The organism is Citrobacter braakii, from assembly GCF_002075345.1.
Taxonomy (GTDB): domain Bacteria; phylum Pseudomonadota; class Gammaproteobacteria; order Enterobacterales; family Enterobacteriaceae; genus Citrobacter; species Citrobacter braakii.
The window spans coordinates 21,555-36,554 of the sequence record NZ_NAEW01000026.1 but is presented as its reverse complement, the minus strand read 5'-3'; the positions used below and the strand labels follow the sequence as shown (position 1 = coordinate 36,554).

The window sequence follows — 15,000 nt, the reverse complement described above, 5'->3', positions numbered from 1 at the left end:
TTTACGGGCCGTAAGTAACGAAGTCTGATGCAAATGTCAGATCGTATGCGCCTGTTAGGGCGCGGCTGGTAACAGAGCCTTATAGGCGCATCCGAAAAACCTCCGGCTATGCCGGAGGATATTTATTATGCGTTTTGTGGAGCCAATAACCTGCGCTAATTCACCTTTTATTATTTCCGTTCCGTGTTTTATTGCTTCACGCATCGAGCAATTGTTTAATTCATGTAAAGAACAAATAATAAAATTGTTAAATATAAAGTAACTCATTCTACCCCTACAGCATGATAACAACGACAGGCTAATGCCATACGCGGGCAACTGTGCCCAGGAGATCCCATGTTGAGCAACGTCAAGAAAAAAGACATGCCGCTGATAGCCATCAGCCTGGTGGCTATTCTTTTCATCGCCGCCACACTTAGTCTCTTCCCTCAGCAGTCTGCACAAGTCGCAAATACCCTTTTTAACGGCGTTACCCGGATGCTGGGTTCCGCCGTGCAGATCCTCGTTCTGATGGCTATGGGTCTGGTCGTCTGGCTGGCTACCAGCAAATACGGCAACATCCGTCTGGGAGAAGGTAAAGCGGAATACAGCACGCTCTCCTGGCTGTTTATGTTTATATGCGCCGGATTAGGCTCCTCCACGCTCTACTGGGGCGTTGCTGAGTGGGCCTATTATTACCAGACCCCGGGTCTGAATATCGCGCCGCACTCGCAAAAAGCGCTGGAATACAGCCTGCCCTATTCCTTTTTCCATTGGGGGATCAGCGCATGGGCGACCTACACGTTGGCCTCATTAACCATGGCCTACCACTTCCATGTGCGTAAAAACAAAGGACTGAGCCTGTCCGGGATTATCGCCGCCATTACCGGCGTGCATCCGCAGGGTGTCTGGGGTCGCCTGGTTGACCTGATGTTCCTGATCGCGACAGTTGGCGCGTTAACCATCTCTCTGGTTGTCACCGCCGCCACCTTTACCCGCGGTTTGTCTGCCCTGACGGGGTTACCGGATAACTTCACGGTGCAGGCGTTTGTGATCCTGTTCTCTGGCGGCATTTTCTGCCTGAGCTCCTGGATTGGCATCAATAACGGTTTGCAACGTCTGAGCAAAATGGTCGGCTGGGGGGCATTTTTACTGCCGCTGCTGGTGCTGATCGTCGGCCCGACCGAGTTCATCACCAACAACATCATCAACGCCATCGGCCTGACGACACAAAACTTTTTGCAAATGAGCCTCTTCACCGACCCGCTTGGCAACGGTGAGTTCACCCGTAACTGGACGGTGTTCTACTGGCTGTGGTGGATCTCCTACACGCCGGGCGTGGCAATGTTTGTCACTCGCGTATCTCGTGGTCGCAAAATCAAAGAGGTTATCTGGGCATTAATCCTCGGTAGCACTGTTGGCTGCTGGTTCTTCTTTGGCGTGATGGAAAGCTACTCCATTCACCAGTTTGTGAACGGCGTGATCGACGTACCGCAGGTTATGGCGACGCTGGGCGGTGAGACGGCCGTACAGCAAGTGTTGATGTCGTTGCCTGCCGGGAAACTGTTTCTGGTGGCGTATCTGGCGATCATGATTATATTCCTCGCCTCACACATGGATGCTGTGGCCTACACCATGGCGGCCACCAGCACGCGCAACCTGCAGGAAGGGGAAGATCCGCAGCGCAGTCTTCGTCTGTTCTGGTGCGTGGTTATCACCCTGATCCCATTATCGATTTTGTTCACCGGCGCGTCACTGGAAACCATGAAGACCACAGTGGTTCTGACCGCTCTTCCATTCCTCGCCATCCTGTTGGTGAAGGTTGGCGGTTTTCTGCGCTGGGTACGGCAGGACTATGCCCACGTTCCTGCGCATCAAATTGAAAGTCATATTCCCGAAGCGCCAGTTGACGTCCCGGTCGCGCCACCGGCCGGGACACTACTCAAAGGCGACAATTAAGCGCCAGTACAAAAATCCTCTTACTCACAAATTAAAGGTATTCCAATGAGCAATCTGAGCCCTGAGTTTATTCTGCCGCAAAATTTCTGTGCCAACCCGCAGGATGCCTGGACTATCCCGGCCCGGTTTTATACCGACCATCAGGCTTTCGAACACGAACAAGAAAAGGTGTTCGCTAAAAGCTGGATTTGCGTCGCCCACAGTAGCGAACTGGCGAAACCCAATGATTATGTTACCCGAGAAGTGATTGGCGAGAATATCGTGCTGGTACGTGGGCGCGATAACGTGCTGCGGGCCTTCTACAACGTCTGCCCGCATCGCGGTCATCAGCTGTTGAGCGGCGAGGGGAAAGCGAAAAATGTGATTACCTGCCCTTACCACGCATGGGCGTTCAAACTTGACGGCAATCTGGCGCATGCGCGTAACTGCGAAAACGTCGCCAACTTCGACAGCGAAAAAGCGCACCTTACACCGGTACGCCTGGAAGAATATGCCGGATTCGTGTTTATTAACATGGATCCGAATGCGGGCAGCGTGGAAGAACAACTCCCTGGTCTTGCAGACAAAGTTATCGAAGCCTGCCCAGACGTGCATGACCTGAAACTTGCTGCGCGCTTTACGACTCGTACCCCAGCCAACTGGAAGAATATTGTCGATAACTATCTGGAGTGCTACCACTGCGGTCCGGCCCATCCAGGTTTTTCCGACTCGGTCCAGGTTGACCGTTACTGGCATACCATGCACGGCAACTGGACGCTGCAATACGGTTTCGCCAAACCTTCAGAGCAGTCATTTAAGTTCGAAGAAGGGGTTGATGCCGCCTTCCACGGTTTCTGGCTGTGGCCGTGCACCATGCTCAACGTGACGCCAATCAAAGGCATGATGACCGTTATCTACGAATTCCCGGTAGATGCGGAAACCACGCTGCAAAACTATGACATCTACTTCACCAACGAAGAGCTGACCGAAGAGCAGAAACAACTGATCGAATGGTATCGCAACGTCTTTCGTCCTGAAGATTTACGTCTGGTTGAAAGCGTACAAAAAGGGCTGAAATCGCGCGGGTATCGCGGCCAGGGACGCATTATGGCGGACACCAGCGGCAGCGGCATCTCCGAGCATGGCATTGCCCATTTCCATAATCTGGTCGCCCAGGTTTTTCAGGAATAACCCGGGGCTGTTACGACAGGTTCCGGCGCGTCGCTGAGGCGCGTCGGACAGATTTTTTAGGGAGGCCGCAATGTCTGATTATCAAATGCAAGAAGTCCGGGTCAGCCGGATTGAGACGATTACCGCGCAGGTAAAATGCTTCACCTTAACGGCGACCACAGGCGAGTCGTTGCCTGCGTTTCAGGGTGGCAGTCATATTATCGTACAGATGCGCGATGGCGAGAACCTGTACAGCAATGCGTACTCGCTGATGAGTTCACCACGCGATACGCGCGCCTATAAAATCGCCGTACGCCTGGAGGAAGCGTCCAAAGGCGGCTCACGATACCTGCATCAAAACGTGAAGCCCGGCGACACGCTCACGATCTCCACACCAAACAATCTCTTCGCCCTCGCCCCTCAGGCACAAAAACATCTGTTGATTGCCGGAGGTATCGGCATCACACCGTTTTTATCGCAACTCCCGGAGCTGGAACAATCTCAGACGCAATGGCAACTGCACTATTGCTCTCCCAGCCAGGAGACCTGTGCGTTTCATGACGAACTCATGCAACACCCCAGCGCCGATCGCATTCATCTGCACCTGTCGAACGCAGGCACCCGCCTCGATTTAGCCCGTCTGCTGGCTGATGTTGAACCCGGCACGCATATCTACACCTGTGGCCCTGCGGTGCTCAACGATGCTGTCAGAGAAGCGGCTTCCCGCCTTGGGCTGGACAGCAATACGCTACATTTCGAACAATTTGCCGTGGAAGAGAAAGGCGGCGACGCCTTCACCCTGGTGCTGGCGCGTTCCGGGCGCGAGTTTGTGGTCCCGGAAGAGATGACCATTTTGCAGGTTATCGAAAATAACAAAGCCGCCCGGGTTGAGTGCCTGTGCCGGGAAGGTGTTTGCGGCACCTGCGAAACGACGATTCTCGAAGGGGAAGCGGATCACCGCGATCAGTATTTCAGCGACGACGAAAAAGCCAGCCAGCAAAGCATGCTCATCTGCTGCTCGCGCGCCAAAGGTAAGCGCCTGGTGCTCGATCTGTAGCGTTGCGCAGGCCGGGTCAGCAAACGCGCGACCCGGCGAGCCTGGTGACTTACTGCGGGTATTCCTGCAGCAGCGCGTTGAGGCGATCGGACATCAATTCGCCACGCCAGCCGGAAACCAGCTCTGGCAGGGATTGCTGCGGCTTTAATTTCCAGTGCCAGTTGAGCAACTGGTTGATCTGGCGACGCGAAGCAAGAAGTTCGACGCTGAGATTATGTTCCGCACTCACCTCGGCAACCAGCGCTTTGATGGCTTTGAACGCCTTGCGATACCCTGGCATATCCATCAAATTCAGCAGCGGCTGCGGCAGCGACTCTTCCGGTAAAGCCTGTGCCTTTTCTACCAGGGCGATCAGCGTTTTACCGTGGAAACGAATTTCACTCCCGGAAAGACCCAGGCTATCCAGTTCACCCAGGCTGCCCGGCATATAACGCGCCACCGCCCACAGGTGCTCTTCACGCACCACGAAGTTTACCGCCAGATCGCGCTCGCGTGCTTTACGCAGTCGCCAGTCAGCAAGCAGTTGCAGGCAGGCTAGCTGACGGGTGCGCAGTTGCCATGCGTTGGTGATGTCACGCCAGGCGTCTTCTGGCGCCAGAATCTCCTGGCGACGCTGTTGCATTAAGCGGCATTCGTCCAGCGCGGCTGGCAGCCAGCCGCTGGCTTCGGTTTCAGCCATCAGTTTTGTGGTGATCGGTAACAGATACCAGACGTCAGCCGCCGCGTATTCGCACTGACGCTCGGTCAGCGGTCTGGCCAGCCAGTCGGTACGCGATTCACTTTTGTCGAGCGCCACCCCCGTAAACTCTTCCACCATCGAGGCGAAGCCCCACGACAGCGGACGACCGCAAAACGCAGCCAGGATTTGTGTGTCAATTAACGGCTGCGGAAGTTCGCCAAAAGCGTTGAGAAACACTTCCAGGTCTTCACTTCCCGCATGCAGGAATTTGGTGATGGTGGTATCACGCAGAATATCGCGCAGGGGCGACCAGTCGGTGATCCCTAGCGGATCAATCAGAGCAACGTGTTTGCCATCAAACAGCTGGATCAGCCCCAACTGCGGATAATAGGTACGTGTGCGAACAAATTCGGTATCCAGGGCTATCGCCGGAAATTCACGGACGGCTTCGCACAGCGTGGCTAACGCGTCGTCCGTGGTGATCATTTGATAATTCAAATCGTGCTCTCTTAGGTTTGCGCCAAAAAAAACGCCGGATTACCCGGCGTTTTCTGCTGGCTGACTTAACGCTCAGCCTTTATTGTCCACTTTGGCGCGCGCTTCGTCACGTAATTCTCGTCGCAAAATTTTACCGACGTTAGATTTCGGCAACTCGTCGCGAAACTCCACCAGCTTCGGTACTTTATAGCCCGTCAGGTGACGACGGCAGAAAGTGATAAGCGCCTCATCAGTTAACGAGGCATCTTTCTTCACCACGAAAATTTTCACCGCTTCACCGCTGCTGCCCGACGGAACGCCGACCGCAGCCACTTCCTGTACGCCAGGATGTTGCATAACCACGTCTTCAATTTCATTTGGATAGACGTTGAAGCCGGACACCAGGATCATATCTTTCTTACGATCGACAATACGCAGGAAGCCTTCATTATCCATCACCGCAATATCGCCGGTGTGCAGCCAGCCGTCTTTAACGATTTCGTCGGTGGCGTCTGGTCGCTGCCAGTAGCCCAGCATCACTTGCGGACCTTTCACGCACAGTTCGCCCGGTTCTCCCGGCGGCACTTCGTTATCGTCGTCATCCACCAGTTTGACCTCGGTGGAAGGAACCGGTAACCCGATACTGCCGCTGTGGTAGTCGATATCATGAGGGTTGACGCTCACCAGAGGGGCACACTCCGTCAGGCCATAGCCTTCCAGCAGATACTGACCGGTCAGCTTCACCCAACGTTCAGCTACCGCCTGTTGAACCGGCATCCCGCCGCCTGCCGAAAGGTGCAGTGACGAGAAGTCCAGTTGTTGGAACTCTTTGTTATTCAGCAGCGCGTTAAACAGCGTGTTGACGCCGGTCATAGCGGTGAACGGATACTTCGCCAGCTCTTTTACCAGTCCCGGAATATCACGCGGGTTGGTAATCAGCAGGTTTTGACCGCCCAGCTCAATAAACAGCAGGCAGTTCATCGTCAGCGCAAAAATGTGATACAGCGGTAGGGCCGTCACCACCAGTTCTTTACCCGGATGCAGCAACGGGCCATACGTGGCGTTAACCTGCTCAAGGTTAGCCAGCATGTTACGGTGCGTAAGCATCGCCCCCTTCGCCACACCGGTAGTCCCCCCGGTATATTGCAGGAACGCCAGATCTTCCGACACCACTTCGGGCTTCACATACTGCATGCGATAACCGTTTTGCAGCGCACTACGAAAAGAGATGGCATCCGGCAGGTGATATTTCGGCACCAGACGCTTGATATACTTGACGACAAAGTTAACCAACGTCCCTTTGGCGGTCGACAGCTGATCCCCCATACGCGTCAGGATCACGTGTTGCACCGACGTTTTGTCGACGACTTTTTCCAGCGTGTGGGCAAAGTTAGACACGATGACAATCGCCGACGCGCCGCTGTCGTTGAGCTGATGTTCCAGCTCGCGAGGCGTGTACAGCGGGTTCACGTTCACGACGATCATGCCGGCACGTAAAATCCCAAACAGTGCGACCGGATATTGCAGCAGGTTCGGCATCATCAATGCGACGCGATCGCCCTTCTTCAGCCCGAGTCCCTGTTGCAAATAGGCCGCAAATGCCCGGCTACGCTCTTCAAGCTTGCGGAAGGTCATCACCTCCCCCATGTTTACAAACGCGGGCTGATCGGCATACCGTCTTACTGAGTGTTCAAAGAGTTCCACCAGGGATTGATAACGGTCAGGATTGATCTCCGCAGGAACACCAGCGGGATAACGGTTAAGCCAAACCTTTTTCAATACATCACCTCTAAAATGCGTATTCGTCGTCATCACAACCCCAGGCAATAAACAAACTGTTAACATAATATTAACTCAGCGTACCAGTTTGTTTATTACACAACGACAAGGTTGCGAAGCACGTCACTATTTATTTTTCTTATATCCACGTTAATGCAGAAACAGCGGACGAGCCGCTGTTTCTTTTACTCATAAAACAAAGAGTTACTCAGTTACTATGGTCTGAACCTGTGCCGGGCCGGGATTGTACCATCCCCATCCGCCGTAGCCACCGTAAGGCCAGCCACGCGCACCGTAGAACCAGGGGTCGATCGGCTGCGGCGGCATAACAATTTGCTGAGTAATATGCCAGCGTTTATAGCCAGTTACCTGCATCAGCATGAATTTATACGGCGTATTACCGATTTTTCCATCCACAGTACCGCTAATCGGACCGACGACGGTAACCAGTTGTCCGCGGAAGTCCACCGGGTCGAGGAAGCCATTTACATCAGCATAAATTCGCCCGCGGGAGGCTTCGCCCAGCACCGGTCGCGCCCCGCTATCAAGAGGAACAGTGGCAATTTCCAGACGGGATTTCCCCTGCTGGTTCTGAATATCCACCACTTTACCGCCGAAACGCGCTTCCTGTCCGACATACAGCTGTGGCGCATTCATCACCCGCACCAAATCCTGCTGCGGCGTAGGGCTCGAACCTTTAATCGCGTCCGGGATGGTGACACAACCGCTAAGCATTAACGCGAATGCGCCCGCCAACACACCTTTCAATAACTGCTTTTGCACCGCCATATTGCGACTCCCTTTTCTTAGCTTCTGCCCCGACCAATTCACCATGCTGCGCACTGACGGCTATGCGAATTAACCAGGGATGTACTACTAAGATTCATTCTTTACCGGGAAGTTTCTTCCATGCCACGGTGTTACGTAAATAAACCGGTTCCGCATGTTCAACCGCCACGGTCTTACCGGCAGCCAGCATTTGCGTGGCAACAGGCAGCATATCTTCAGCCGCCGGAAGCAAAACGTCGCCATCGCTCAGCGTCAGACCGCAGTCTTTACCGAGCTCAGGCCAGGCAGGCCAGCCTGTTCCGACCGTTACCCACTCGCCAGACAGTTGCAGTAAACGCGCATGCACCTGCTCGGGGGTTAGCACCGCTTCGGTTTCTTCACCGTGCCAGTTGCCGTTCTCATCACGCAGGTATTCGGCCCAATAGACTTCGCCCATTCGCGCGTCGATCGCGGCCAGTACGCGGGTCGCGCCCGACTTACGCCAGGCACCCTGCGCCATTGTTGCCAGGGTGGAAACGCCGATCATCGGTAAATTCGCGCCTAACGCCAGCCCCTGAGCAATGCCAATCCCAATACGTACACCGGTGAAACTGCCAGGACCGCGACCAAACGCCAGAGCGTCGATATCGGTTAACGTGAGATCGCCAGCAGCCAGGATTTCCTCGACCATTGGTAAAATTCGTTGGGTGTGTTCTCGTGGGCAAAGCTCGAAATGAGCCTTGGTAGTACCGTCATTCCACAGGGCAACAGAGCACGCCTCTGTGGCGGTATCGATAGCCAGAATTCGCATGGGTGTTTGTGATCAGGTCAATAAATTTGGCGCGCATCTTACCACACTCCGTAACAAATTACTCAGTCGTTGGTATGGCAAGAAAACGAACAGCGCGAGCAATATCACGTGTCCGCGGTGCAGGCGGAAGGCTTGCCAGGAAAGTGGCACCGTAAGGTCGCATCACCAGACGGTTGTCGCAAATCACCAGCACCCCGCGGTCGTCGGCGTCACGAATCAGACGCCCCACGCCCTGTTTCAGGGTGATTACCGCATCCGGCAACTGAACGTCTTCAAACGGATCGCCGCCGCGCAAACGGCAGTCCTCCATCCGCGCTTTTAACAGCGGATCGTCCGGCGAGGTGAACGGCAGTTTATCAATAATCACCAGCGACAACGTATCGCCACGCACGTCCACCCCTTCCCAGAAGCTGCTGGTGGCAACCAGTAACGCATTACCTGCGCTGACAAACTGCTGTAACAGTTGTCCTTTACTGGTTTCGCCCTGCAGCAGCACGGGAAGGGTCATGGTGGCGCGGAATTGTTCCGCCAGATCGCGCATCATCGCGTGCGAGGTACACAGCATAAAGCAGCGACCGTTGTTCGCTTCGATAATAGGACGCAGCATGGATGCCAGCTGACGCGCCGCTCCCGGTTGGTTGGTTTGCGGGAGATTACGCGGCACGCACAGCAGCGCCTGGCGGGTGTAATCAAATGGACTTGGCAGCAGCATCGACTCGGCATCTTCAATACCCAGCCGCGCGGTGAAATGATGAAGGTCATCGTTTACCGACAGCGTCGCGGAGGTAAAAATCCAGCAGCCCGGCTTCTGTTCCATCACTTCTTTGAATTTATCCGCCACCGTGAGCGGCGTCAGCGCAAGGGTGAAATGGCGCGAAGTACATTCATACCAGTAGCTGAAACCTGGCTGGTTGATCTCTTTCAGGCGCTTCAGACGAGCACGGTAAAGCGTGGCACGTTCAAACGCGGCATCCAGCAAGGCGGAACGTCCGAGAGACAGTTTCGCCACGTCGTAACACAGCTCCAGCGTGTCATCGAGCAACAAAAACGCGCGCTGTACGCGCGGATCGGCCAGCAGTTCCCGCAAGTTTCCTCGATAGCCCGGCTCGCCCAGTTGCAGGCGGAAGTCCTGCGCGCTTTGCGCCAGTCGGTCGGCGCATTTTTGAAGCTGTTGAGTGTCTTTCAGCTCGGTGCGATAGGCAATGGTGATGTCTTTCGCCAGATCCAGCAGTTGGCGACTGGAGAGCGATTGACCAAAATATTGGCTGGCGATATCCGGTAACTGATGCGCTTCATCGAAGATCATCACTTCAGCTTCCGGGATCAGCTCGCCAAACCCACTCTCTTTTACCACCATATCAGCGAGAAACAGATGGTGGTTTACCACGACGACATCTGCATCCATCGCCTTTTTGCGCGCTTTAACGACAAAGCACTCTTTGTACAGCGGGCAGTCGCTCCCAAGGCAATTATCGTTTGTGCTCGTCACCAGCGGCCAGGCCTGAGAGTCTTCCGCCACGCTGACGCAGGTGCTGATGTCACCATCAAGGGTTTGATTTGACCAGGAGCGTAGCAGAATGACGTCACTTAAAGTCTGTACCGGCAGGTCACCGCCCGCCAGCGCCTGTTGTTCGAGACGCTCAAGACACAGATAGTTTGAACGCCCTTTCAGCAGCGCCAGTTTACCCGTGAATTCCAGAGCCTTCGCTACTGTGGGTAAATCGCGGCTGTATAGCTGATCCTGCAACGCCTTCGAGCCCGTGGAGACAATTACTTTCTTTCCGGCACGCAGCGCAGGGGCAAGATAAGCGTAGGTTTTACCTGTTCCTGTTCCGGCTTCGACAACAAGCGGCTGTGATTTTTCGATAGCATGGCTGACGGCGAAGGCCATCTGCCGCTGTGGTTCACGCGGTTTAAAACCGGGTATCGCTTTAGCCAACTGACCGTCTGCTGCAAAATCGTCCGTCACACTGCCCCCTGTTCATTTGAACAGGGATTATGTCAGGCCAGCGGCTCTTTCGCCAGTTGAAGAGGTGACGTGGACACAACATTATGGCAGTCTTGGCGCAACCCGAAGCCATTATGAAAAAACGTAAATGAGGAATGATTTATGACGATTGTGCGCATTGATGCCGAAGCGCGTTGGTCCGACGTGGTTATCCACAACAACACGTTGTATTACACCGGCGTACCGGAAAATCTGGATGCCGACGCCTTTGAGCAAACGGCAAATACGCTGGCGCAAATTGATGCGGTGCTGGAAAAACAGGGCAGCAGCAAGTCACGTATTCTTGATGCCACCCTGTTCCTGGCGGACAAAAATGATTTTGCCGCCATGAACAAAGCCTGGGACGCATGGGTTGTTGCTGGTCACGCGCCGGTACGTTGTACCGTTCAGGCCGGGTTAATGAACCCGAAATACAAAGTTGAAATTAAGATTATCGCTGCGGTATAAGCGGCGTTATTCGTCTTCATCTTCAAAACGCGCCACGATCCGCTCGCCGGTATGGCTGGCGCGTAATTCAGCAGCCACTTTCGTAATCGCCTCGCCACTGCTCATCCCCTGGGATATCAGTTCATGAATGCGTTCAACCGCCTGTTGCTGCTGATCGTGCGTGAGTGAAGGTAAACCTGCAATCATGGTGAACTCCTGCTAAATTATTAGCGCTAATTATTTCATGCTACCCGGCACATAGCCAGTGAAGTAGCAACGAGTCAGGACTGATGAAGACGTTATCTCCCGCTGTAATCACACTCCCCTGGCGTCTGGACGCCGCTGAGCACTATTTTGCCACATTAAGCCACCAGCCCTGGGCAATGCTTTTGCATTCAGGCCACGCCGACCATCCGCATAATCGCTTTGATATTCTGGTCGCCGACCCCATTACCACGCTGGTCACACATGCAGAAGAGACCGTTGTGCATGACCATCACGGCACTATGCAAACGGTTGATGATCCGATGACGGTTTTACGTTCGGCGCTGACATCGCTGACTATTCAGCCCGATTATAATCCCGATTTTCCCTTCCAGGGAGGCGCATTGGGTCTGTTCGGTTATGACTTAGGCCGTCGTTTTGAATCTCTGCCAACGGAAGCAGAACAGGATATCACGCTACCGGACATGGCGGTTGGCATTTACGATTGGGCGCTGATTGTCGATCATCAGTTGCAAAGGGTGTCGCTACTTAGCCACTCCGATGTACAGGCACGACGCCGTTGGCTGGAAAATCAACAGATACCCGTGCGCGAACCGTTTTCGTTAACATCCTCGTGGCAGTCCAACATGACCCGCGAGCAGTATGGTGAAAGGTTCCGTCAGGTGCAGCGTTATCTGCACAGCGGCGATTGCTATCAGGTCAATCTTGCCCAGCGTTTTCAGGCGCATTATCAAGGCGATGAGTGGTTGGCGTTTGTACGTCTCAACCATGTGAACCGCGCCCCGTTCAGTGCGTTTTTACGTTTTGAGGAAGGGGCGATTCTCAGCCTTTCACCTGAGCGTTTTATTCTGCTGGAAAACCAGCACATCCAGACGCGCCCGATTAAAGGCACGCTGCCCAGACTTGAAGATGCCGATGCCGATCGTCTACAGGCTCAATCACTGGCGAACTCCCCAAAGGATCAGGCGGAAAACCTGATGATCGTCGATTTAATGCGTAATGATATCGGCCGCGTTGCCGAACCCGGTTCGGTACAGGTTCCGGAACTGTTCGTTGTCGAACCGTTCCCTGCCGTTCATCATTTGGTCAGCACCATTACCGCGCGTCTGCCAGAATCATTGCACGCCACTGACCTGCTGCGCGCCGCCTTCCCCGGCGGTTCTATTACCGGTGCTCCAAAAGTGCGGGCAATGGAAATTATTGACGAACTGGAACCGCAAAGACGCAACGCCTGGTGCGGTAGCATTGGCTATCTGAGCTTTTGCGGCAATATGGATACCAGCATCACCATTCGCACGCTGACAGCCACCAACGGACGCATTTATTGTTCCGCTGGCGGTGGCATTGTGGCGGACAGCCAGGAAGATGCGGAGTATCAGGAAACGTTTGATAAAGTGAATCGTATTTTGCACCAACTGGAGAACTGACACGTGGAATACAGCAGCCTGACGCTTGATGATTTTTTATCGCGCTTTCAACTCCTGCGCCCGCAGGTTAATCATACTGCGTTAAACCAGCGTCAGGCCGCCGTACTGATCCCCGTCGTGCGTCGTGCACAGCCGGGGTTGCTGTTAACTCAGCGTTCCGTTCATCTGCGCAAGCACGCCGGACAGGTCGCCTTTCCCGGCGGCGCGGTGGATAGCAGCGATGCCTCGTTAATTGCCGCCGCCCTTCGCGAAGCGCAGGAAGAAGTGGCGATCCCACCATCCTGCGTGGAGGTGATTGGCGTTCTGCCGCCGGTCGACAGCGTGACCGGTTTCCAGGTCACGCCGGTGGTAGGCATTATCCCGCCAAATTTGCCGTATCGCGCAAGTGTTGATGAAGTTTCCGCCGTGTTCGAAATGCCGCTGGCACAAGCCCTGCATTTAGGTCGTTATCATCCACTGGATATCTACCGTCGCGGCGATTCACATCGTGTATGGCTTTCCTGGTATGAGCAATATTTCGTCTGGGGAATGACCGCCGGAATAATTCGTGAGCTGGCGCTGCAAATTGGCGTCAAGCCCTGACTATACTTATCTTTACGCACACCATAGACAACTTGAAACTCAGGTCACAACATTAGTAAAACCGCGGTTATCTATTAGTTTAATTCATGTGAATAGTTAAGCCGATCGCCGCGTTCCCTCTTACACTATGCGCAGTTATAACATCGTTACTGGAAACCCCAGTCGCCCTGTAGGAGTATTATCGTGATTAGTCTATTCGACATGTTTAAGGTGGGGATTGGTCCCTCATCTTCCCATACCGTAGGGCCTATGAAGGCGGGTAAACAGTTCGTCGATGACCTGGTCGAAAAAGGATTACTGGACAGCGTTACTCGTGTCGCCGTCGACGTGTATGGTTCACTGTCGCTCACGGGTAAAGGTCACCATACCGATATCGCCATTATTATGGGTCTGGCGGGCAATGAGCCTGCTACCGTAGATATTGACAGCATCCCCGGATTTATCCGCGACGTAGAAACGCGTGGACGCCTGCTGCTTGCGCAGGGTCAGCACGAAGTGGATTTCCCGCAGAATGACGGAATGCGTTTTCACAACGGCAACCTGCCGCTGCATGAAAACGGAATGCAGATCCACGCGTACAGTGGCGAAACCGTCATTTACAGCAAAACCTACTACTCCATCGGCGGTGGATTCATCGTTGATGAAGAACATTTTGGTCAGGATGCCGCGGGCGAGGTCAGTGTGCCTTATCCGTTCAAATCCGCCACCGAAATGCTGGAATACTGCAACAGCACCGGCCTGTCTCTCTCTGGCATGGCGATGCAGAACGAACTTGCTCTGCACAGTAAAAAAGAGATTGAAGAGTACTTTGGTAACGTCTGGCAAACCATGCAGGCTTGTATCGATCGTGGTATGAACACCGAAGGCGTGCTGCCGGGTCCGCTGCGCGTTCCTCGTCGTGCTTCAGCCCTGCGTCGTATGCTGGTTTCCAGCGACAAGCTGTCCAACGATCCGATGAACGTGATCGACTGGGTGAACATGTTCGCGCTGGCCGTTAACGAAGAAAACGCCGCGGGTGGTCGCGTAGTTACTGCGCCAACCAACGGTGCTTGCGGTATCGTGCCTGCGGTACTGGCCTATTACGATCATTTCATCGAGTCCGTCAGCCCGGATATCTATACCCGTTATTTCCTGGCGGCCGGCGCGATTGGCGCGTTGTATAAAATGAACGCGTCTATCTCTGGTGCAGAAGTGGGTTGTCAGGGTGAAGTGGGCGTAGCCTGTTCCATGGCTGCCGCGGGTCTGGCTGAACTGTTAGGCGCGAGCCCTGAGCAGGTGTGTGTTGCTGCTGAAATCGGCATGGAACATAACCTCGGCTTAACCTGCGATCCGGTTGCGGGACAGGTACAGGTTCCGTGCATCGAACGTAATGCCATTGCGTCAGTGAAGGCGATCAACGCTGCGCGTATGGCAATGCGCCGTACAAGCGCTCCGCGCGTCTCGCTGGATAAAGTCATTGAGACCATGTACGAAACAGGTAAAGACATGAACGCCAAATACCGTGAAACGTCACGCGGTGGCCTGGCAATCAAAGTTCAATGTGACTAATACTTATTTTTCGCCCATCTGCGACGGATGGGCGAATTTGCCCCCTCTCCCTCGTCTGGCGTAATTTTCCCCACTACACTTGCTCTGTTGCTGTTGGCTACTGTGACCAACGGCTTATCGGGCGGC

13 protein-coding genes are annotated in these 15,000 nt (G+C 54.2%); 7 read left to right on the top strand and 6 right to left on the bottom strand.

The genetic code is table 11. The annotated features are described in order from the left end of the window. Positions 1-336 precede the first annotated feature (336 nt). The 3 genes from BZK42_RS25570 (at position 337) to BZK42_RS25560 (ending at position 4,144) form a co-directional block, all read left to right on the top strand. Entirely contained in the window at positions 337-1,938 is a 1,602-nt protein-coding gene (locus tag BZK42_RS25570; protein WP_016153380.1) for a BCCT family transporter, read from the top strand. A 45-nt stretch (positions 1,939-1,983) separates the two neighbouring features. Next, positions 1,984-3,108, top strand: a complete 1,125-nt coding sequence (gene yeaW, locus BZK42_RS25565; protein WP_003833746.1) for a carnitine monooxygenase, oxygenase subunit YeaW — start codon at positions 1,984-1,986, stop codon at positions 3,106-3,108. 70 nt (positions 3,109-3,178) lie between these two features. Continuing rightward, a complete protein-coding gene (locus tag BZK42_RS25560) occupies positions 3,179-4,144 on the top strand; it encodes a PDR/VanB family oxidoreductase (protein WP_080860817.1) in 966 nt (321 codons plus the stop codon). A 49-nt stretch (positions 4,145-4,193) separates the two neighbouring features. Here the strand turns inward: BZK42_RS25560 and rnd are convergent, their stop codons facing one another. From rnd to yoaA, 5 genes are all read right to left on the bottom strand, one after another. Continuing rightward, on the bottom strand, positions 4,194-5,309 hold the full coding sequence (gene rnd / locus BZK42_RS25555; RefSeq protein ID WP_047416608.1) for a ribonuclease D: 1,116 nt from the start codon (positions 5,307-5,309) through the stop codon (positions 4,194-4,196). 84 nt (positions 5,310-5,393) lie between these two features. Next, positions 5,394-7,079 carry a long-chain-fatty-acid--CoA ligase FadD gene (fadD, locus tag BZK42_RS25550; RefSeq protein ID WP_131346197.1) on the bottom strand — a complete coding sequence of 562 codons (1,686 nt, stop codon included), beginning with the start codon at positions 7,077-7,079 and terminating at the stop codon, positions 5,394-5,396. Positions 7,080-7,283: 204 nt separating this feature from the next. Next, a complete protein-coding gene (locus BZK42_RS25540; RefSeq protein ID WP_016153384.1) occupies positions 7,284-7,868 on the bottom strand; it encodes a Slp family lipoprotein in 585 nt (194 codons plus the stop codon). Between the two features lie 94 nt (positions 7,869-7,962). Further along, the gene (tsaB, locus tag BZK42_RS25535) at positions 7,963-8,658 is read right to left on the bottom strand and encodes a tRNA (adenosine(37)-N6)-threonylcarbamoyltransferase complex dimerization subunit type 1 TsaB (protein ID WP_080860816.1); all 696 of its coding nucleotides are present in this window, start codon (positions 8,656-8,658) and stop codon (positions 7,963-7,965) included. A gap of 58 nt (positions 8,659-8,716) precedes the next feature. Further along, complete coding sequence (gene yoaA, locus BZK42_RS25530) at positions 8,717-10,627, bottom strand: DNA repair helicase YoaA (RefSeq protein ID WP_016153386.1); 1,911 nt, start codon at positions 10,625-10,627, stop codon at positions 8,717-8,719. 141 nt (positions 10,628-10,768) lie between these two features. Here yoaA and BZK42_RS25525 point away from each other — a divergent pair, with 141 nt between their 5' ends. After that, on the top strand, positions 10,769-11,113 hold the full coding sequence (locus BZK42_RS25525; RefSeq protein ID WP_016153387.1) for a RidA family protein: 345 nt from the start codon (positions 10,769-10,771) through the stop codon (positions 11,111-11,113). Positions 11,114-11,119: 6 nt separating this feature from the next. Here BZK42_RS25525 and BZK42_RS25520 read toward each other — a convergent pair whose 3' ends face one another. Continuing rightward, entirely contained in the window at positions 11,120-11,299 is a 180-nt protein-coding gene (locus BZK42_RS25520; RefSeq protein ID WP_016153388.1) for a YoaH family protein, read from the bottom strand. A gap of 83 nt (positions 11,300-11,382) precedes the next feature. Here BZK42_RS25520 and pabB point away from each other — a divergent pair, with 83 nt between their 5' ends. The 3 genes from pabB to sdaA all read left to right on the top strand — a co-directional run bounded on the left by pabB (position 11,383) and on the right by sdaA (position 14,874). Next, positions 11,383-12,744 carry an aminodeoxychorismate synthase component 1 gene (gene pabB / locus BZK42_RS25515; RefSeq protein WP_080860814.1) on the top strand — a complete coding sequence of 454 codons (1,362 nt, stop codon included), beginning with the start codon at positions 11,383-11,385 and terminating at the stop codon, positions 12,742-12,744. Positions 12,745-12,747: 3 nt separating this feature from the next. Further along, entirely contained in the window at positions 12,748-13,326 is a 579-nt protein-coding gene (locus BZK42_RS25510; protein ID WP_016153390.1) for a CoA pyrophosphatase, read from the top strand. Positions 13,327-13,509: 183 nt separating this feature from the next. Continuing rightward, a complete protein-coding gene (gene sdaA / locus BZK42_RS25505; RefSeq protein ID WP_016153391.1) occupies positions 13,510-14,874 on the top strand; it encodes an L-serine ammonia-lyase in 1,365 nt (454 codons plus the stop codon). Positions 14,875-15,000 lie beyond the last annotated feature (126 nt).

Bases quoted from the DNA above. Each gene is read 5' to 3' on its own strand.
- BZK42_RS25570 (WP_016153380.1), top strand. From the start codon at position 337: ATGTTGAGCAACGTCAAGAAAAAAGACATGCCGCTGATAGCCATCAGC.
- yeaW (WP_003833746.1), top strand. From the start codon at position 1,984: ATGAGCAATCTGAGCCCTGAGTTTATTCTGCCGCAAAATTTCTGTGCC.
- BZK42_RS25560 (WP_080860817.1), top strand. From the start codon at position 3,179: ATGTCTGATTATCAAATGCAAGAAGTCCGGGTCAGCCGGATTGAGACG.
- rnd (WP_047416608.1), bottom strand. From the start codon at position 5,309: ATGATCACCACGGACGACGCGTTAGCCACGCTGTGCGAAGCCGTCCGT.
- BZK42_RS25540 (WP_016153384.1), bottom strand. From the start codon at position 7,868: ATGGCGGTGCAAAAGCAGTTATTGAAAGGTGTGTTGGCGGGCGCATTC.
- tsaB (WP_080860816.1), bottom strand. From the start codon at position 8,658: ATGCGAATTCTGGCTATCGATACCGCCACAGAGGCGTGCTCTGTTGCC.
- BZK42_RS25525 (WP_016153387.1), top strand. From the start codon at position 10,769: ATGACGATTGTGCGCATTGATGCCGAAGCGCGTTGGTCCGACGTGGTT.
- BZK42_RS25520 (WP_016153388.1), bottom strand. From the start codon at position 11,299: ATGATTGCAGGTTTACCTTCACTCACGCACGATCAGCAGCAACAGGCG.
- pabB (WP_080860814.1), top strand. From the start codon at position 11,383: ATGAAGACGTTATCTCCCGCTGTAATCACACTCCCCTGGCGTCTGGAC.